General features: G+C 57.9%; 18 protein-coding genes. 2 read left to right on the forward strand and 16 right to left on the reverse strand.

Features of this window, described 5'->3' with window-relative positions; all coding sequences use genetic code 11:
* Nucleotides 1-2: 2 nt before the first annotated feature.
* Together nrdR and ACQRAP_RS01945 are read right to left on the reverse strand one after the other, a co-directional pair.
* A complete protein-coding gene (gene nrdR / locus ACQRAP_RS01940; protein WP_427717459.1) occupies nucleotides 3-446 on the reverse strand; it encodes a transcriptional regulator NrdR in 444 nt (147 codons plus the stop codon).
* Nucleotides 447-497: 51 nt separating this feature from the next.
* Complete coding sequence (locus tag ACQRAP_RS01945) at nucleotides 498-947, reverse strand: LysM peptidoglycan-binding domain-containing protein (RefSeq protein WP_427717462.1); 450 nt, start codon at nucleotides 945-947, stop codon at nucleotides 498-500.
* Nucleotides 948-1109: 162 nt separating this feature from the next.
* Here ACQRAP_RS01945 and lexA point away from each other — a divergent pair, with 162 nt between their 5' ends.
* Both lexA and ACQRAP_RS01955 read left to right on the forward strand, forming a co-directional pair.
* Nucleotides 1110-1754, forward strand: coding sequence for a transcriptional repressor LexA (gene lexA / locus ACQRAP_RS01950; RefSeq protein ID WP_427794759.1), 645 nt, complete (start codon nucleotides 1110-1112; stop codon nucleotides 1752-1754).
* Nucleotides 1754-2458 carry a heparan-alpha-glucosaminide N-acetyltransferase gene (locus ACQRAP_RS01955; RefSeq protein ID WP_427794760.1) on the forward strand — a complete coding sequence of 235 codons (705 nt, stop codon included), beginning with the start codon at nucleotides 1754-1756 and terminating at the stop codon, nucleotides 2456-2458. The genes lexA and ACQRAP_RS01955 overlap by 1 nt, the downstream gene beginning before the upstream one ends.
* Here ACQRAP_RS01955 and hflX read toward each other — a convergent pair.
* The 14 genes from hflX to ACQRAP_RS02025 form a co-directional block, all read right to left on the reverse strand.
* A complete protein-coding gene (gene hflX, locus ACQRAP_RS01960) occupies nucleotides 2443-3732 on the reverse strand; it encodes a GTPase HflX (protein ID WP_427748031.1) in 1290 nt (429 codons plus the stop codon). The genes ACQRAP_RS01955 and hflX overlap by 16 nt on opposite strands.
* Complete coding sequence (gene miaA, locus ACQRAP_RS01965; RefSeq protein ID WP_427794761.1) at nucleotides 3732-4670, reverse strand: tRNA (adenosine(37)-N6)-dimethylallyltransferase MiaA; 939 nt, start codon at nucleotides 4668-4670, stop codon at nucleotides 3732-3734. The genes hflX and miaA overlap by 1 nt, the downstream gene beginning before the upstream one ends.
* Nucleotides 4670-6040 (reverse strand): tRNA (N6-isopentenyl adenosine(37)-C2)-methylthiotransferase MiaB, encoded by a 1371-nt coding sequence (miaB, locus tag ACQRAP_RS01970; protein ID WP_427717472.1) that lies wholly within the window; start codon nucleotides 6038-6040, stop codon nucleotides 4670-4672. The genes miaA and miaB overlap by 1 nt, the downstream gene beginning before the upstream one ends.
* A 64-nt stretch (nucleotides 6041-6104) precedes the next feature.
* On the reverse strand, nucleotides 6105-6422 hold the full coding sequence (locus ACQRAP_RS01975) for a stage V sporulation protein S (RefSeq protein WP_118079896.1): 318 nt from the start codon (nucleotides 6420-6422) through the stop codon (nucleotides 6105-6107).
* 74 nt (nucleotides 6423-6496) lie between these two features.
* On the reverse strand, nucleotides 6497-7582 hold the full coding sequence (locus ACQRAP_RS01980) for an ATP-binding protein (protein ID WP_427794762.1): 1086 nt from the start codon (nucleotides 7580-7582) through the stop codon (nucleotides 6497-6499).
* Nucleotide 7583: 1 nt separating this feature from the next.
* Complete coding sequence (rny, locus tag ACQRAP_RS01985; protein ID WP_427726813.1) at nucleotides 7584-9137, reverse strand: ribonuclease Y; 1554 nt, start codon at nucleotides 9135-9137, stop codon at nucleotides 7584-7586.
* A 257-nt stretch (nucleotides 9138-9394) separates the two neighbouring features.
* A complete protein-coding gene (locus ACQRAP_RS01990; RefSeq protein WP_427794763.1) occupies nucleotides 9395-10087 on the reverse strand; it encodes a regulatory protein RecX in 693 nt (230 codons plus the stop codon).
* 11 nt (nucleotides 10088-10098) lie between these two features.
* Nucleotides 10099-11247: a recombinase RecA gene (recA, locus tag ACQRAP_RS01995; RefSeq protein ID WP_427794764.1), complete on the reverse strand. Its 1149-nt coding sequence runs from the start codon at nucleotides 11245-11247 to the stop codon at nucleotides 10099-10101.
* Nucleotides 11248-11504: 257 nt separating this feature from the next.
* A complete protein-coding gene (locus ACQRAP_RS02000) occupies nucleotides 11505-12035 on the reverse strand; it encodes a CinA family protein (protein ID WP_427794766.1) in 531 nt (176 codons plus the stop codon).
* A 12-nt stretch (nucleotides 12036-12047) separates the two neighbouring features.
* Nucleotides 12048-12596 carry a CDP-diacylglycerol--glycerol-3-phosphate 3-phosphatidyltransferase gene (pgsA, locus tag ACQRAP_RS02005; protein ID WP_229770672.1) on the reverse strand — a complete coding sequence of 183 codons (549 nt, stop codon included), beginning with the start codon at nucleotides 12594-12596 and terminating at the stop codon, nucleotides 12048-12050.
* Between the two features lie 99 nt (nucleotides 12597-12695).
* Nucleotides 12696-14045 (reverse strand): 30S ribosomal protein S12 methylthiotransferase RimO, encoded by a 1350-nt coding sequence (gene rimO, locus ACQRAP_RS02010; RefSeq protein WP_427794767.1) that lies wholly within the window; start codon nucleotides 14043-14045, stop codon nucleotides 12696-12698.
* Between the two features lie 26 nt (nucleotides 14046-14071).
* Nucleotides 14072-14569, reverse strand: a complete 498-nt coding sequence (locus tag ACQRAP_RS02015; RefSeq protein WP_427794768.1) for a YajQ family cyclic di-GMP-binding protein — start codon at nucleotides 14567-14569, stop codon at nucleotides 14072-14074.
* A 26-nt stretch (nucleotides 14570-14595) separates the two neighbouring features.
* Complete coding sequence (locus ACQRAP_RS02020; protein WP_427794770.1) at nucleotides 14596-16086, reverse strand: RodZ domain-containing protein; 1491 nt, start codon at nucleotides 16084-16086, stop codon at nucleotides 14596-14598.
* Nucleotides 16086-18866, reverse strand: a complete 2781-nt coding sequence (locus tag ACQRAP_RS02025; protein ID WP_427794771.1) for a DNA translocase FtsK 4TM domain-containing protein — start codon at nucleotides 18864-18866, stop codon at nucleotides 16086-16088. The genes ACQRAP_RS02020 and ACQRAP_RS02025 overlap by 1 nt, the downstream gene beginning before the upstream one ends.
* Nucleotide 18867 lies beyond the last annotated feature (1 nt).

Raw genomic sequence — 18867 nt, forward strand, 5'->3', positions numbered from 1 at the left:
AATCACCTTAGCTTGTCGAGCTCTTGCAAAAACTCATCGATGTCTTTGAAATCGCGATAGACCGAGGCAAAGCGAATGTAGGCCACCTTGTCGATCTTGGCCAGGCGCTTAAGCACCATGTCGCCCAGGTCGTGGGACGTAACAGCCGTCAGCGTACGGGAACGCAGCTCCACCTCGATGTCATCGATGAGCTCATTGAGCTTTTTCGTGTCGATGTCGCGCTTAATCGTAGCGCGCATTAAGCCGACCAGCAGCTTATTGCGATCGAACCGCTGCCTTGACCCGTCAGATTTGATGACCTCGATGGGGTCTTCGCATCGCTCGAATGTTGTGAAGCGATAGTTGCACGAACAACATTCACGGCGGCGTTTAATGGTGTTATTAGATTCCTGCATACGGGAATCGACAACACGGGTATGTGCATTGCCGCATCTGGGACAGCGCATGGTACCTCCTCCAAAACGATAACAAGGGTACCATGTGCCGGAGTTTAAATCTTACGAACGCGCAGGAACTTTAAGAACGTCACCCGCATCGAGTGACCCATGCTCCAGATGATTGACACTGCGAATTATGTCAGAAGTCTCCTGCGTAGAAAGACCGTCAACGGAATGCTCCTGAGCAAGCGACCACAAGGAATCGCCAGACTGAACACGGACGGTCTCATAGGTAACGTTAGATGCCGACTCGGCATATGCGGCGTGACGAGCGCTGAAGATCGAGGTAGCAAGTACAAAGAAGAGCGTGAGAGCAACGGCCAGGGCGACAATCGTCGAGGCCTTCAGAGCAACGGGGGCCGAAGTCGTGGCGACGCACTGGCTTCGGACGGGCTTGCCAGGCAGTGTTTGAAAACCAGATCGGCCGCCTTTGACAACCGTGAAAGCCGGCGCCGCAGGCGTCTCGAGCTTAAGGGCGAGGTTTCCCTGGACCATATCCGTTGCATTCATCATGTTCTCCTCTCGCGTTTTTGACGAGAACTGTTTTATCAAGCCGCGAGGACAAAAAAGTCTAGCGCGGGAACGAGTGTTCGGTTATTATTATCTTCGAACAGTTGTTCCTGTCAAGCAAACATAGAACATTTGTTTGGGTTAGGTAGAGAGGAATCCCTGATGGCTCGCAAAATTACCAAGCGACAGCAGCAGATTTACGACTTCATCAAGGAGTATCAGCAGGAAAAGGGCTATCCGCCCAGCGTGCGTGAGATGGCTTCGGCTGTGGGTCTTTCCTCCCCTAGCACCGTACATGCACATCTCTCCGCACTGGAAGCACGCGGCCTGCTCAAACGTGACGCCACCAAGCCTCGTGCCCTAGAGCTCTTTGACGAGGACGGAGCCTCCGTCTCCATCTCAAAGTCCGATGAGCCCGCGGCACCCCGCGGAACCGTATCGCTACCCCTCGTGGGCCGTGTCGCCGCAGGGATCCCCATCCTTGCCGAGCAGAATATCGAGGACACCTTTACCATCCCGACCGAGATCGCAACGGACCAGGGGTCTTTTATCCTCGAGGTCCACGGCAATTCGATGATTAACGTCGGTATCCTTAACGGCGACTATATCATCGTTCGCGAACAGAAGAGCGCCATGAATGGCGAGATCGTTGTGGCCATGATCGATGGCTCCGCAACGGTCAAAACGTTCTACAAGGAGCAGGGACGAGTTCGCTTGCAGCCCGAAAACGACACCATGGAGCCCATCTATGCGACAAATCCGACGATCCTGGGCAAGGTCGTTGGATTGATGCGCCGGTTCTCGTAATGCAAAACCGCATCACGGTCTTTGATACCATTCGCGGATTTACCATGCTGTCGATGGCAGGATTTCATGCTTGCTACGATCTTGCCTATCTTTATGGTTGGGATATGCCCTGGTTTACTCAGACCATCTTCCAAGACATCTGGCGTGCCAACATCAGTTGGGTATTTTTGTTTATTGCCGGCTGGATGTGCACCCTCTCGCGCAACAACATCAAGCGTGCCGTCAAATATGCCGCTGCCGCTTTTGTTGTATGGGTCGCGACGACGCTCGTCTCAGTCGATGACTCGGTGAACTTCGGCATCATGTTCTGCATGGCGGCCTGCACCGCCATTGTCGCGCTCGCGCGTCCGGTGATCGTTAAAGTGCCGTCGGTATGGGGTATAGCAATTTGCCTCACACTTTTTACCCTTACCTGGAGCATTCCTAAAACGGTTTATCCTATCCCCTATTTAGCTTGGCTGGGTTTCCCAAGTCCAGACTTTGTCTCTGGTGATTACTATCCAGTCATACCATTCTTATTTATGTACCTTGCAGGCTTCTTTGCCGCCCACACGACTCAGGAAGCAAACTATGAGGCGCCGGGATGGGCCTATGCGAATCCCATCCCGGCGCTCGCAAGTCTCGGGCGCCATGCGCTGCCGTTCTACCTGCTTCATCAACCGGTTATCTTGGGTGTACTGGAGCTGATTTACTCTGTTCGATAACGCTCGAGACGCGGTGCGATACGGGCTGGAAGCTTTGCCACAATACGAACGCCGTCCTCGAGGTATTCCTCGTGCAGAAGGGTTCCCTGTTCGTGCACGAGCGTGATTAACGCGCCCTCTCGATACGGGATATCGGCCGAGAGCAACACGTCCGTAGCGGCCGCTTCACGAGCGATGCGATCGACTAAGTCATCAAGGCCCTCACCCGTCTGAGCCGAGAACAATACCGCCTCGGGATAGCGCCGGCGAAAGCTCAAGCGGTCGACGCTATCGAGCAGATCGATTTTATTGAACACGGTAAGCGTCAGGCGCTCACCGGCACCAATCTCGTCAAGGACACGATCAACCGCCTCAAGCTGACGCTCGTAATCCTCATCGGAAGCATCCACAACTTTAAGAACCAAATCGGCGCCGAGCACCTCGGAAAGCGTAGATTTAAACGCGTCGACCAGGCCATGGGGCAGCTTTTGAATAAAGCCAACGGTATCAGTGATCGTCATGCCACGGCCACCGGGTAAACGATACGAACGCGTCGTAGGATCGAGCGTGGCAAACAGCTTATCCTGCGAAAGTACCGTGGATCCCGTCAATCGATTAAGCAACGTCGACTTACCGGCATTGGTGTAGCCAGCCAACGCTACGCGAAACGCCGGCGATTCAATACGGCTTTTCGATTGCACATCACGACGTTGTTCAACCTGTTTCAATTCGCGGCGAAGCGCAGCGATCTTGTCGCGAATCAGGCGACGGTCGACCTCGAGCTGGCTTTCGCCCTGGCCAAAACGCGATCCAATGCCGCCACGCGTCTGTTCCTTAGCAAGGTGGCTCCACATACCTCGCAGACGGGGCAGTAGATACTGCAACTGAGCCAGCTGGACCTGTAAGCGACCCTCACGCGTCTGGGCATGCAGGCCAAAGATATCCAAAATCAACGCCGTACGGTCAATAATCTTGACCGGTTCGCCCACGGCTTTCTCAAGATAGGACTGCTGTGAAGGAGTCAAGTCGTCGTCGAAGATTACAACATCCGCATCCATACGATGCACCAAACCGCATAGCTCCTCGACCTTACCGGAGCCGATAAACGATTTGGGATAAGGTTTAACCAGACGCTGAGACAAGCGTGCCACGCATTGGGCTCCAGCAGTGTGAGCCAAGCGCTCGAGCTCGTCGAGCGAACGGTCGAGCGGCCAGGCGTTATCGCGCCACTCAACACCAACCAAGACGGCACGCTCAGGTTCAGGCGCCGTGGGAACCAAGGGAAAACGTGCCATTAGGCAGCCTCGATACGACGGTAGATATCATCGACGACCTCATCGATCGTAAACTCATCCATATCGAACCACACGATGCGATCGTCACGCTTAAACCAGGAAAGTTGGCGCTTGGCATAGCGACGTGAGCGCATCTTGATAAGCTCGCGGGCCTCATCCATGGTAATAGCGCCTCGCAAGGCATCAATAATCTCTTTGTAACCTATTGCCTGCATCGACGTGAGTGCATCACCCAGGCCCTGGTCCATAAGGCCACGGACCTCATCAACCAGCCCCTGCTCAAACATAAGGTCGACACGCAGGTTAATGCGCTCATACAGCACTTCACGGCTACGCGTCAGACCAAACCACAAGGCATGATAACGCTCACGTGGAACGCTGAATTTCGACTTCTGCTGGGCATACGACACACCGTCATCGTGCATCTCGAGCGCACGGATCACGCGGCGCACGTTATGGGGATGAATCACGGCAGCCGATTCCGGATCACGCTCGGCAAGCAGGGCATGCAATGCTTCCTCGCCAATACGCTCGGCAAGCTCCTGATAACCCGAGCGACGTTCGTCCTCGAGCTCTCCTGAAGGAAAATCCATTTCATCGAGTGCAGCCTTTAGATACAAGCCCGTACCGCCGCAAAAGACCGGAAGCCGTTGCTCACCAAGCAAACGCTCGATATGCGCCCGGGCATCAGACTGATAGAGCGCAGCAGAATACGCGACGCCCGGGTCCACGATATCGACAAGGCGCAGGGGCACCGAGCACTCCTCGGGCATCATCTTGGCCGTACCGATATCCATACCGCGATAGATTTGCATCGCGTCACACGATAACACTTCAGACGACAGACGAGCAGCCAGGCGGTCGGCAACATCACTCTTGCCGACCGCCGTCGGACCGACGATCGCTACGGCAGAAAGGTTTGTGCCGGGGGAAACCATTAGCGAGGCTCACCCACAACGGAGCCAGACAGATACCACGTCTTGGCGACATCCACATCGACGTCGACGATTTTGCCGATAAGCTGATCGATGCTATAGCCAGCGGGAATCGGCGCATGCACTGTCTGGTTCTTAGGACTTTTACCAAGAAGGACAGCGTCGTTTTTCTTGCTCGTGCCCTCAATAAGCGCAGGCACCACGGTGTGAAGCTCGCCCTGGTTATACTCGTATGCCGTCGTCTCGATAACCTTGACCAGACGGTTAAAGCGCTCAAGGATAACCTCATGCGGGGTGGGATCATAGATCTCAGCTGCCGGGGTACCGGCGCGCTTGGAGTAAATAAACGTGTAGGCCTGGGCATAGCGCACCGTCTCGGCAAGCGAGAGCGTCTGCTCAAAGTCTTCCTCGGTCTCGCCCGGGAAGCCCACAATGATATCGGTCGAAAGCGCAATTTCGGGCATACGGTTACGAATGCGATCGACCAGGCCCAGATAATCCTCGCGCGTGTACCGACGATTCATCTCTTTAAGGATGCGCGTGGAACCCGACTGGACGGCTAGGTGAAGCTGCGGCATAACGGCAGGTGTCTCGGCCATAGCATCGATGGTCTCGGGAAGCAAATCCTTGGGGTGCGAAGAAGTAAAGAAGATACGCTCGACGCCCGTATCACCCACGGCGCGCAGCAGGTCGGCAAAGCGCGGCTTGCCAAAGAGATCGCGACCGTAGGAGTTTACGTTTTGTCCCAGCAGCGTAATCTCGCGCACACCCTGACGCACCAGACCCGTCACCTCGTCGACAATCTCCTCGAAGGGGCGGCTCTTCTCGCGACCACGGACGTACGGCACGATGCAGTACGTGCAGAAGTTGTTGCAGCCCGTCATGATGGGCACCCATGCATGATACTGCGTCTCGCGATGCCACGGCATACTCATGGCGTCCGTATCTTCATGCTCATTCGTGCGGATATGGCGCTTGCCATCCATAAACGCCTCGGCGATAAGCTCAGCCACGTGCGCAATCGAATGCGTACCAAAAATAACGTTGACGTTATCGACGTTGGTGAGCAAGCCCTCGCCATCGCGCTGAGCGATGCAGCCACCCACGGCGACCACACGCTTGCCCGAAGGAGAAGGGGGAAGACTCTTGCAGGAGTTGCACTGACCGTACAGGCGCGTATCGGCAGCCTCGCGCACACAGCACGTCATGAATACGACAATATCGGCATGCTCCGGATCGAGCGCCATAAGACAGCCATAGGAATCGAGCAAACCGCTCACGCGCTCGGAGTCGTGCTGATTCATCTGGCAGCCGAATGTGCGGATAAAATAGGTTTTACCGGCAAGAATATCGCGTACGAAGCGCTGGTCCATGAGCTTACATCCTAACGATGATATCGACGGGGCACAAAGGTGCTAAAAACGTGCGAAAACTCGCTTACGCAACAGGCTTAACGTCGTCCATGACGACATTGTCCATAGCAGCCCGATTAATCTGGTGAACGTAGATAGAGAGACGGATTGCCGTGCGAGACTCCCCGTTAATGAGGATGTCAGAGAACACCGGCGCACAAGAGACATCAAAGCCAGTAGGGATCAAAAAACCTCGCGCAATGGCAACGGCCTTTATGGCCTGGTTGACGGCGCCGGCACCGACGCACTGAATGTTGACGGGAACGCCATCTTTGACCATACCGGCAATGGCGCCGGCAACGGACGCGGGCGATGATTTGCTTGATACCTTCAGGCAATCCATGAAGAAACTCCTGCGTTTAAAAGTACGTTTTAACTGCAATAACTGTATCGTACCGAGCGGACTCGGTAAAGATGCTACTCCTCTTTGGCAAGATCGAACGTCACAGTGATGCGATCACGTGAAACGCGAATCTTAGGGTCGCCGCACAGATTGAGGTAATACCGGGCGGCGAGGTCATTGAAGTCGCGCTCAACAGCACGCGAAAACTGTGCCATGTCATCCTTGGCAATGCGGAGGCCTCGACGGTCCTTGGCAAGATCGACTGGAGCCGGCAAATGCGAGGTGGAATCGCGCTCGCGCAGCAGGCGCGCACACACGCCGCGAACGGGCTTAATCTGTCCTGACAGAATACGATGGGCAGTACGCTCGGACATCTCGAGACCCAGCCCGGAGCAAATCCGGATAAAGTCCTCGGCATCCGAAGCGAGACCCAAACGATCGATAACCGGAAGCTCATACTCGTCATCGATAAAGAGCAGGCGTGACGTATCGAGACGACTGGAAGCCTGGGCGTACAGGGTCGCAGCGATCTCGGACGGAGAGCCCAGATACACGTCGCAGTCGCGCAGCTCCTCAAGGGCAAACTCGCAGGCTGCGCGAATGATGTTGTGAGGACCGCGAGCGCATACATAGCGGCCGTCTTCGCCTTTAACCGCCTGAGGCCAGCTCGACTGGTCGGCGCGCTCAGCCAAGCGATCGGTGTCAACGCACACCTTAAACGCTGAGCCCAAATCGACGCCCGATGTAACAACGCGTGCCTCATCGGTGTTCTGCTTGATAGAGAACAGCGCCATACCACGACCGTGAACACCCCAACGGTCCATCTTCATGCTCTCGAGCTTGGAGGTGACACGGGCATCGAAGATACGCTCCTGCATATCCTGCGGCACACCCGAACCGTTATCCAGGAAGAGGAGGGTACGAACACCCTCCTCCTTGGTCGTGGCTAGATAGACCTTATCGGCTCCGGCATCGCGAGCATTACGCAGCATCTCGATGACAATGTCCTCTACATGTTGAATGTCATGCTTGGCCTGACGGCGCTCGGCCTCCGAAACGCGGAGGCGGACATACCCCTCGCCAAGGTTTTCCTCGACGCGAAGGTTGCCCTCCCCCGACATCGACGCGATAAATGAGATGAGCTCGTTCGCGTCGTTCATGTTATTTAGCGATATCGACGGCACGGCTCTCGCGAATCACGACAACGCGCACCTGACCGGGATACTCCATCTCTTCCTCGATCTGATGGGCGATATCGTGCGCAAGCACCGTGGACTGGGCATCGGAAATCTTGTCCGGCTGAACCATGACATGGACCTCGCGACCGGCCTGCATAGCATAGGTACGCTCGACGCCGTCATGAGAGTTGGCAATCTCCTCGAGCTTCTCAAGGCGCTTAATGTAGCTCTCGGCCGACTCGCGACGGGCGCCGGGACGAGAAGCGGAAACAGCATCGGCAGCCTGGACCAGAACGTCGAGCACCGTGTTGGGATCGACATCGGCATGATGGGCCTCGATTGCGTGGACGATAACGGGCTTCTCGCCATAACGGCGGGCAAGCTCGGCACCAATCACAGCATGCGGACCCTCAACGTCGTGGTCGATGGCCTTGCCCAGGTCATGCAAAAGACCCGCGCGCTTGGCGGTCACAACATCCAGACCAAGCTCGGAGGCCATGATGCCGCACAGGTCGGAGACCTCAAGCGAGTGCTGCAGCACGTTCTGACCAAACGAGGTGCGGTAGCGCAGAGCGCCCAGGGTTTTGACGATCTCGGGATGCAGGTCGTGGATTCCGGTATCGAAGGCGGCCTGCTCGCCGGCTTCGAGCACACGCTGCTGAACCAAGTCAGCGGCCTTGTGGTACATCTCCTCGATGCGGGCGGGGTGAATACGACCGTCGGCAATGAGGTTCTCGAGCGCCACGCGGGCGGTCTCACGACGGACCGGATCAAAGCTCGAAAGCACGACAGTCTCGGGGGTATCGTCGATCACAAGGTTGACGCCGGAAACCTGCTCGAAAGTACGGATGTTACGACCCTCGCGACCGATGATGCGGCCCTTAAGGTCATCGGAGGGAATATGAACGGACGTGACGGTGACCTCGGCGGTATGGTCGGCGGCACAGCGCTGGATCGCCAGGGAGAGAATCTCCTGAGCGGTCTTGTGGCACTCGGCGCGGACCTGTTGCTCGGACTCACGGATGATGGTGGCCGCCTCATGGGTAACCTCGCCGCGGACCTTGTCGAGCAGCTCCTTGTGAGCATCCTCGCGCGTAAGGTCGGCAATACGCTCGAGCTCGGAGGTCTGCTTGGCGCAAAGCTCCTCAAGTTCGCGAGAGCGCTTCTCGACCTGACCGGCCTGGCTGGACAGCTGATGCTCGCGCTTATCGAGCGCATCGTTGCGTCGGTCGAGCGATTCCTCGCGCTGCATCACGCGATTTTCGAGCGCGCGAATCTCGCTCTTACGCTGCTTGTCCTCGGCCTCGGCGGCCTGTTTGTTCTTGATGATCTCTTCCTTAGCCTCGAGCAGAGCCTCTTTTTTGAGGGTCTCGGCCTGACGCTTAGCATCACCGATCAGGGACTCTGCCTGCGCGTGTGCCGACTGAATCTTTTCTTCGGCCTCGTGAAGACTACCCTGCTTGGCGGTGCGCATGTAGGCAATGGCGACGATGGCACCCAAAACAATGCCAACGAGCGCTGCAATGATAAGCGGCATGCTCACTCCTTTTTATGGATTCGTTACACAACAAAGCGAACCGTCCATACGAACGGCTCGCGACATTTGAGTAATATGGGCGCAGCTTATGCGGGTCGGATACAGATAAACATATAAACAAACTCATCGCAGATGAGCACATATCACAATGCAAATGACAGTAATTATCCTACGTTGAACCGCAACAACTGTCAAATTGACGCACCCAGCACGGCGCCTATCGAGCGGTGAACGGCAGGGGCGTAACGTGCGCATGCTTAAACGTCGCATTTCTCGCTTAAGGCATCAAGGCGCTCCTTAACGGCATCCGCGGCAATGTGATAGGAAAAGCCCTTGCCCATCAAAAATCTGACGAGCTTTTCGAATGCACGTGCCTCGGGAACGCGACGCTTAGCGAGCAAAGCCGATGCGCGAGCCAAGTCGTCATCCTCGGCAAAATAAGCCTCGGGATACCCTGGAATCTCATCAAGTGCAACATGGCGACGCTTGAGTTCAGTCTCGATTTTGCGCTGTCCCCAACCACGACGCTTACGCTCCTCGATAAAGTACGAGCAAAAGCGGTTCTCATCTAAAAAACGATACTCGATGGCACGATTGACGGCAAAGTCGATCGCGGGCTGTCGAAAGCCATAGCACGCCAACTTATCGCGCACCTCGCCCGTAGCATGATCGCGACGCGAAAGCATCTCGGTCACCATGGTGAGCGCACACTTGCATTCGATAAGCTGTACCGCCTCGCGAAAGTCATCCCAGTCGCAGGGAAGATCGAGACGGTTCTGAACGTACACACGTGCCACACGCACGGGAATCCAAATGGACCGTTCAAAACCGCCCTCCAGATCGCAATCGATATGTGCACAGGGCTTTTTAGACGCATAACCGCTCGAGAACGAGGAGGCCGTCTTCTTATCCGGAAAAACGACCCTAGCCTCGGTCACCGTATACGACATGTCGGCATCCGTTACTCGCCGTCATCGTCGAGCATCGCGGAGCCATCGATGGCATACAGCTCGTCAAACTCCTCGGGGGCGGGCTGATCGGTCAACTCAACCTCGGAGGGGGCATCATCGTCATACTCAAGACCGCAGGCAAGGCGAACCTTGTGCTCGATCTCGTCGGCGCAATCGGGATGCTCGCGCAGGAACGTCTTAGCGGCCTCGCGACCGTTGCCGAGTTTGTCCTCACCATAGGCAAACCAAGACCCCATCTTTTTGCATATGCCGCACTCGACAGCCATATCCAGAATCGAGCCCTCTTTAGAAATGCCGGTGCCATACATGATGTCAAATTCGGCCGAGCGGAACGGAGCAGCCACCTTGTTCTTAACGACCTTGGCACGTACGCGATTGCCGATAACCTCGTCCTTGAGCTTGATGGTATCGATTTTGCGAATATCGATACGCACGGAAGAGAAAAACTTGAGTGCGCGGCCGCCTGTGGTGGTCTCGGGGTTGCCGAACATGACGCCGATCTTCTCGCGCAATTGGTTAATGAAGATGCAGGTTGTGTTGGACTTGGCAAGCGAGCCGGCGAGCTTGCGGAGCGCCTGACTCATCAAGCGAGCCTGCAGACCCACCGTCGTGTCACCGATCTCGCCCTCGATTTCGGCACGTGGAGTCAAAGCGGCAACAGAGTCGACGACGATGGCGTCGATGGCACCGGAACGCACAAGCATGTCAACGATCTCGAGCGCCTGTTCACCCGTATCGGGCTGGGAAATCAGCACCTCGTCGATATCGACGCCGATGCGCGCGGCGTAGGTGGGATCAAGCGCATGCTCAGCGTCGATAAAAGCCACGACACCGCCCATGGCCTGCGCCTCTGCAAGAATCTCGAGCGAAAGCGTTGTCTTACCGGAGGACTCGGGGCCATAAATCTCAACGATACGGCCGCGCGGCACGCCGCCGATACCCAAGGCGGCATCGAGCGCCAGAGAGCCCGTCGGAATAGCCTCGACCTCGAGCTCGGGACCGCCGTCGCCATACCTCATAATAGAACCCTGGCCGAACTTCTTCTCGATCTCGGCCTTGGTAGTGGCGATCATCTCGTCGCGCTCTTTGCCCGTCGTGCGCGTATGAACGGTACGTACGGGACCTGAATTCTTGGCCATGAATAGCCCTCCTCTTAACAACCTGAATCGATGATAAACGAACTGCTGTTCGTGGTCAACCGTTCAGGTTCATCATATGCACCCGTCCATTCCAAAACCCGACCAAACGCCGACCAATCACCGACCAAACGCTTGACCATGCCAATCGCAAATACGAGTGCTCGTACAAATTAAAGACATGTGCCAGCGCAAGCGCATTCCTTGCCAAAGGTCCCTATCTCCACAATTAAGGGGCCCTAAGGCCCCTTAAAACACGTCTATTCCATGGAATTGAGCACGCGGACAATGCGTTCCAAAGCCTCAGCGACCGCATAGGCGCGGACGCACGACCGATCACCCTCGTAGTGACAGCGCGCAGACTCAACGACCGTCGCTCCCCCCTCGGCCGCACGATACGCCCAGCCGATATAGAACGTGCCGGCGGGGTCTTGCTCGGTACCGCCGCCGGGCCCAGCGTAGCCCGTTGCGCTCACGGCGACATCGCTCTGATAGAGGTCCAGCGAGCCCGCGGCCATCTCACGCGCCGTCTGATGCGACACGGCGCTAAACCGATCGAGCGTTTCCTGCTCGACGCCGAGCACGCGATGTTTGATCTCATCGCAGTAGGTCACCGCACCGCCACGAAGCACCGCCGAGGCACCCGGGATATCGGCAATCGTCGAGGCGATCATGCCCGCCGTCAGCGACTCCGCCGTCGACACCGTCACGCCACGGGCACTCGCGCGCTCGACAATATCGCGCGCCAGCTCCTCGTTGTTTGCGGCGATCTGCAAATTAGACTCCGTCATACCCACCAGGACCTAGACCGAAAAGACGATCTTACGGCAGTTCCAGAAGTACTGGGCACCCGAGATAATGGTCAAAATGACGGCGATGACGTACAGGAAGCGCGACACCGAATAGACACCGAGCAGCAGCGACGCCGGCCCCAGCTGAAGACCGGCCATCGCAAAGACGCACAGATAGCCACAGATGGAGACCATCGTGGTCGCCGTCTTGTACTTGCCGAGCTTATCGGCGGCAACGACCACACCGGCAGCACTCGCGACCATGCGAAGTGCGCTCACCAACAGCTCGCGGAACAGGATAATGAACACGGACCACACGGTCACCGCGCCAAAATCCAAGAACAGCAGCAAGGCCGAGAACACCAGCAACTTGTCGGCGATGGGGTCCAAGAACTTGCCGAAATCGGTGATCTCGTTGCGTGAGCGCGCCAGATAGCCGTCGACTTTATCGGTGCACGACAGGATCACATACAGAATGAAGGCAGCGGCGGCGAGCGGGCCGTCAAAGGTGCTCCAGTCCGTACCGGCAACGCTCGCGTGAGACAGGGCCGAGACGATCATGAACACCGGAATAAAGACGATGCGCACGCACGTCACGATATTGGCGGGCGTCCAAACGCTCGTCAGTTCCTTATTGCTCTCGTTTGCCACGACGCTCTCCTACTCCACAACATGGCCGATAAGCTCATAGCAGAAGCTATCGGTAAACTCGACGGTCAAAATATCGCCCACGGACGCCTCGCTGGCGTCCAGATGCACCGCGCCATCGGAATCGGGCGCCTGGAACCAGGCATGTCCGATCAGCTCGGCGCCGTCCTCGGTCTCCTCGATACCGTCGACGATTACCTGGGCGCGCTCGCCCACATGGGCTGCCGTGGCGGCAAAACCCAGCGACTCGGCCAGATCCATGGCCTCCTGGGCGCGCTCGAGCTTGACCTCCTCATCGACCTGGCCCTCCATATTGGCGGCCAGGCTGCCCTCCTCCCGCGAGTAGGCAAAGACGCTCGTATAGTCAAAGCCGACGGTGTCCATAAAGTCGATAAGATCACGGAACTCGTCGTCGGTCTCGGTCGGAAAGCCGACCATGGCCGTGGAGCGAATCACGATGCCGGGGATACGATCACGAAGATCGCGGAACAGTTCCTCGAGCTCCTGACGCGAACCGGAGCGACGCATGGCCTTGAGGATGCGCGCGTCGCAGTGCTGCACGGGGATATCGATATAGGGCAACACCTCGGGCGTATCACGAATCGTCTCGATAAGCTCGTCGGTCATACCCTCGGGCTGCAGATAGAGCACGCGAACCCAAACGTTGTGCGGGCGCACAGCCTCGGCGACGGCACGCAGCAGCTGAGCCAGATTGCGCGGTGAGGCCTCAGCGGTGTCCTCATCGGCAAAGTCGGTGCCCCAAATGCCCGTGTCCTGGCCGATCAGCACGATCTCGCGCACACCGCCGGCAACCAGGTCGCGCACCTCGGAGATAATGCTTTCGGCATTGCGCGAATGATAGCGACCGCGAATGTAGGGAATCATGCAGAAGCTGCAAAAACGATTGCAGCCATCGGAGATCTTGACGTAGGCGACAGCGCCCTCGACGGTACGCTTGACCTGCGGGATATAGGCAGCGATTTCACGCTCCACACCAAGAACGCCATCGATGACAGAGACGATACCGTCTTCCTCATCGGCCTTCACAAATGCCGCGACCTCGGGCAGCTCGTCGGGCAGGTCGTCGCCGTAACGAGACGGCACGCAACCGCACATGACAATGGGGCAGGAGCGAACGCCGTCCTGCACCTCGTTAGCGAGCTCGAGCGTGGTCTCGATGCTCTCAGACGTCGCCGAGGTAAGAAACGAGCACGTATTGACAATGGCGATATCGGCATCCTGAGGATCGAATGCCTCCTCGTAGCCCGCAGCGGCCAGCAGCGAACGCATGCGGTCGGTATCGACCTCGTTCTTGGCGCAGCCAAGCGTGATATAGAGTACGGAACCCAACGGAGTATCCATGTTGGAGAGCGGTCCTTTCGAGTAAATTAGCGGTAGTTGGTAAACTGCAGCGGCTGGCCGTAGTCCTGGTCGCGCAGGAACTGAATCACCGTCTGTAAAGCGTCCTTAGAAGCCGAGGAAACGCGCAGCTTATCGGCCTCGATGGTCACCTTGACCTTAAGCTTTTGATCCTTGATGTCTTTATTGATCTTCTTTGCGGTCGTCTGGTCGATGCCCTCGACGATATGACCGAGCACGCGCACGGTACCGCCCGAAGCCGCCTGCGGGGCGTCCCAAGAGACAGCCTTGAGGTCGATACCGCGCTTGATGAGCTTGGAGCTCAAAACATCGATGATCTGCTTGGAGACAAAATCGGCCGGAGCGTTAATCGTAAAGAGCTTGTCGCCCTTCGAAAGCTCGATGGTGGCGCCGGAGTCTTTAAGGTCATAGCGCTGGGAAATCTCGCGGGCGGTCTGCTGGAAGGCGTTATCGACCTCCTGCATGTTAACCTCGGACACAACGTCGAAGCTGGAATCTTTAGCCATGGTTCTTCCTTTCGGTACGGGGAGCCTTAGTAGCTGTCGTACGAATAGTCATCTGAATCGCTCACTGTCTGGCCGTCGGATGCCGTGTCGGTGCCGACGGTAGACTGGGCATCGGTGCCGTCGGCATTATCGGTACCGCCGGCATTAACGCCGTTCTCGGAGTCAGCGGTCTCCTTCTTGGGAACGGTAATGGTCACGCGCGCCACACCCGATGTCTTGGTGTCATAGCGAACCTTTTCACCATTCTTGGTGACCGTGACATCGGAGGGCTTGGACGTGGTAATCTCAATCGAGGACTCGGGCGTGTACTCCTGCTCAAAAGGACCGGTCGCTTGAGCGCCATAGACCGATTTACCGTCGACCTTGACCTCGATCCAGGCGGTCTTGCCCTTGGCAACAGAGACCTTGACCTTGGTGACCTCGTCCTCTTCCGTTTTGACCGTCGCCTTGGCAGCATCGGAACCGGCCGCATCCGTCGCCTCGTCGGCGTCTTCATCCTCGTCAGTGGATTCGGTCTTCTTGGAAGATTTCTTAGTCGTCGTCTTGGTAGCCACGGGTGTCTCGGGCGTCGACTCGGGTGCAGCAGAGCCGCAACCACGCAGGAGTACCACGATGAGCAAAATCAACAGTAGCACCACGGCACCGATGCCGACGTAAATAATGCGCGGATCGATCGTGTTGTATTGAGAGGCGCGCCCAACGCCGCGTCCGCGATTGGAGCTACCACGACCATTACCCTGCGGTATGCGGCCGCGACCGCTATCGGGACGACCACGATAGCTACTCTGGCGCTGCGAACCCCGCCGGCCCGGACGCGGCGCAAGCTCGCCACGGCCCTGATAGCCGCGCTGGCCAGAGCGAGGCGCCGAAGAGCGCTGCCCATAGGGCTGGGATTGCGAACGGAGGCGCGGCGTCACCTGCGTGGTATCGGCGTCGGAATAGCCATCGCGGGAACGCCCGGCGGGTACTCCGCGATAGCTACGACCGGAGTATCCACCGTCGCCGTAACCGGCGCGAGGATCGCGACTCAACCCGCGAGCGGCGGGAAGCGCACGGTCATCTGGCAGGGGCGTACTGCGAAAACGATCTCGCTGAGAACGAATTTCCTCGCTGGAGCCCGTCTCGGTGATATAGCCCGCTTGCGGAGGGCGCTGGCCGTACCGTGTCGTACGACCACCCTGAACCATCAAAAAACGACCGTTATCGACCGAAGAACGCGAGTTAACGTAGCCGGCAGCATCCTGAAAACGACCGCCCTGCTGCGAGGTATCGCGTTCATATGCCATGAGGTCGTCAAAATAAGCGTTGACGACCTCGCGCGGGTTAAGCCCCAAAAAGCGAGCGTAGCTCGAAATCATGCCCTGCGCATAACCACGCGGGGGCATCGATGCAAAGTTACCAGTCTCGAAAAACTCGATGATCTGCGGCCTGATTTTGATGGTGTTGGCGACCTGCTGGATGGAAAGGCCCATCCGGCGACGCTGCTCGAGCAGCATGTCACCAAAGCGTGCAGCCATCAGAATCCTCCAAACTCACGATCTTCACGTACCATCTCGGCGTCGACAGACTCCAGCGCGGCAAGCCCTTCGTCATCCAGCAGGACCTCGCGCGGCTTGGAACCGTCGGGCGGGCCGACGACGCCCTTTTCTTCCAGCATGTCCATAATACGCCCGGCGCGCGCATAGCCAACCTTGAGGCGGCGTTGCAGGCCAGATGTGGAGCCCAGCTGCGATTCCACCACAATATGGGCGGCCTCCCAGATAAGCGGGTCGTCATCCTGCGGCTCGGCAACGCCCGTGCGAACAATGCCGCCACCAGCCGTGGACATGGAAGCAGGCGCCACGGCAGACAGAATCTCCTCGTGGTAGTCGGGCTCGCTTTGCGACTTAACGAACTCGACGATCTCGTTGATCTCGTCATCCGAGACAAAACAGCCCTGGATACGGCGGGGCTTGCCCCAGTCGACCTTGGAGAACAGCATGTCGCCCAAACCGGTGAGCTTTTCGGCGCCCATCTGGTCGATAATGACGCGGGAATCGATGCCCGTGGCCACGTTAAAGGCGATACGATTGGTGATGTTGGCCTTAATGAGGCCCGTCACCACGTTGGAGCTGGGGCGCTGCGTAGCCACGATAAGGTGAATACCGGCGGCACGCCCCAGCTGGGCGATACGAACGATCGAGGCCTCGACATCCTTGCCGGCAACCATCATCAGGTCCGATAGCTCGTCGATGATAATGACCAGATAGGGCATCTTTTGCGGCGGGTTATCGTAGTGTTCGAACTCGCCGGCGGCCTGCTTTTCGTTATACGTCGAGATCTTGCGAACGTTGAGGCGCTCGAAGACCTTCAGGCGACGCTCCATCTCGGAAACAGCCCATTGCAAGGCACTCGCAGCCTGCTTTGGTTCGGTCACCACGGGCACATAGAGATGGGGCAGGCCGTTATAGCCGGCAAGCTCAACGCGCTTGGGGTCGACCATGATCAAGCGAACGTCCTCGGGAAGCGCGCGCATGAGCAGGGTCGTGATGATGGAGTTGATCATGACCGACTTACCGGAACCAGTGGTACCGGCAATAAGCAGGTGGGGCATCTTGGCGAGGTCGGCGACAACCGGCGTGCCCTCGGCATCGCGGCCGATGGCCAGCTCGAGCGGACCGCCCTTCACATAGGGAAGCACGTCGCCCAGGTTAACGTTCTGGCGCTTGCGATTGGGAATCTCGATACCCACAAGCGAGGTGCCGGGAATCGGCGCAAAGATACGCACCGACTGGGCGGCAAGCGAAAGCGCGATATCGTCCTCGAGGCTCGAAATCTTGCTCACGCGCTCGCCCTCGCCGGGCTGCAGCTTAAAGGTCGTCACCGTGGGACCGGCAATCCAGCCGACGACGCGAGCGCTACGGCCAAACTCCAGCAACGTGGACTGCAGCGACTCGGCAGTCTGCTCCAACTCCTTGTCAGAAGACGCGGCGGACGCCGACTGCGGGTTGGCGTGCAGGATTTCGAGCGGCGGGAGTTTGAGGCCATCCTCTTGCTCGCCCTCGACATCGGCAGCAGTGCCGTCAGCTCCCCCATCGCCGGCTGCAACAGGAGCAGCGGAAGCCGTTGGGGTGGAGGCGTCGGCAACCTTGGGGTGTTTCAGGAAATCGGGGATCTGCGGGGCAGCAGACACGGGGTTCACGGCAAACGGCGGCTCGGACTCGTCGACCTTGTCCGGGTCGTCTTCCATCGAAAGCTGTCCGGTGACCTGTCCGCGCCTGTCTTGGCGACGCGGCAGCAAAGTTGTCTTGGCGGTATCGAGCGGACACTCGTCATCCTCGTCATCGCCCTCGGTGAGTTCGATTTCGCTATCGGACCAAGACGGGTCGGGCTCACTCGTGTTGAGCTTGGGCGCGGACTTGCCATGCTTGGCATGGCGACGCGGCAGCAGCGTGGTCTTGGCGCGCTCGGCCTCCACAGCCTCGGACACGTCGACAAACGGATCATCGTCCTCGTCGTCATCGTCCAAAACCGGGTCCGCGTCATTGCCCATGACCGTGGTCACGGCCATATCGGAGCCCTTCTGACGAAGAATGCTCAGGTGCGGACGGGCGATGCCGGGAACCGACAGGGCCTCTTCATCGCCCCACGGGCTCGCATTGACATCGGCACGACGACGCTCGGCAAAATCGGCAGCGCGATCGCGCGCAGAGCGCAAAACGCCACCCACCGAAAAGCCGATGATGACAAAGCCAACGACGGCCAAACCCAACAGGACCACTATCGCGATAGGTTTACCCAGGGCATTCTGCAGCGCACTCGCAATAAACGCACCGATGTAGCCACCCGAGGCAGACAGGTTTTGCGGCACAAACATGAGGTCGCACGAATCGCTCGTGCCCGGCACCATCAACGAAAGAATGGAGACGACGGCGATAAAGACAACGGCGCCACCCGCGACCGAGCGAATGTTGAGCGGCGAGTCCTCACCCAAAAAGAGCGTGGCGGCAAACAGCAAAATGACGATCGGCAGCACGTAGGCGCCCAGGCCAAAGCCAAGGTGGTAGAAACCGGCAACCACTGCCGTCACGGGTGCCGTTGCCGGAGAAATCACGGCAATGAAAGACGCAATCGCCAAAACGGCAATGACCACGCCGGCGATATCGCGGTTGGCCGAAGGCTCGATCAGGGGCTCAACATCGTCGAACTCGGCCTCGTGGCCCTTATTGGCACGAAGATGGGAACCGGCACCCTTAGCAGATGCCGGTTGGTTGTTGGCTTTATTGCCTTTGGCGTTTTGTGCAGATCCGCGCGCCAAA

The sequence above is a fragment of the Collinsella sp. SGI.180 genome (genome assembly GCF_050313455.1).
In the GTDB taxonomy this organism is placed as follows: Bacteria; Actinomycetota; Coriobacteriia; order Coriobacteriales; family Coriobacteriaceae; genus Collinsella.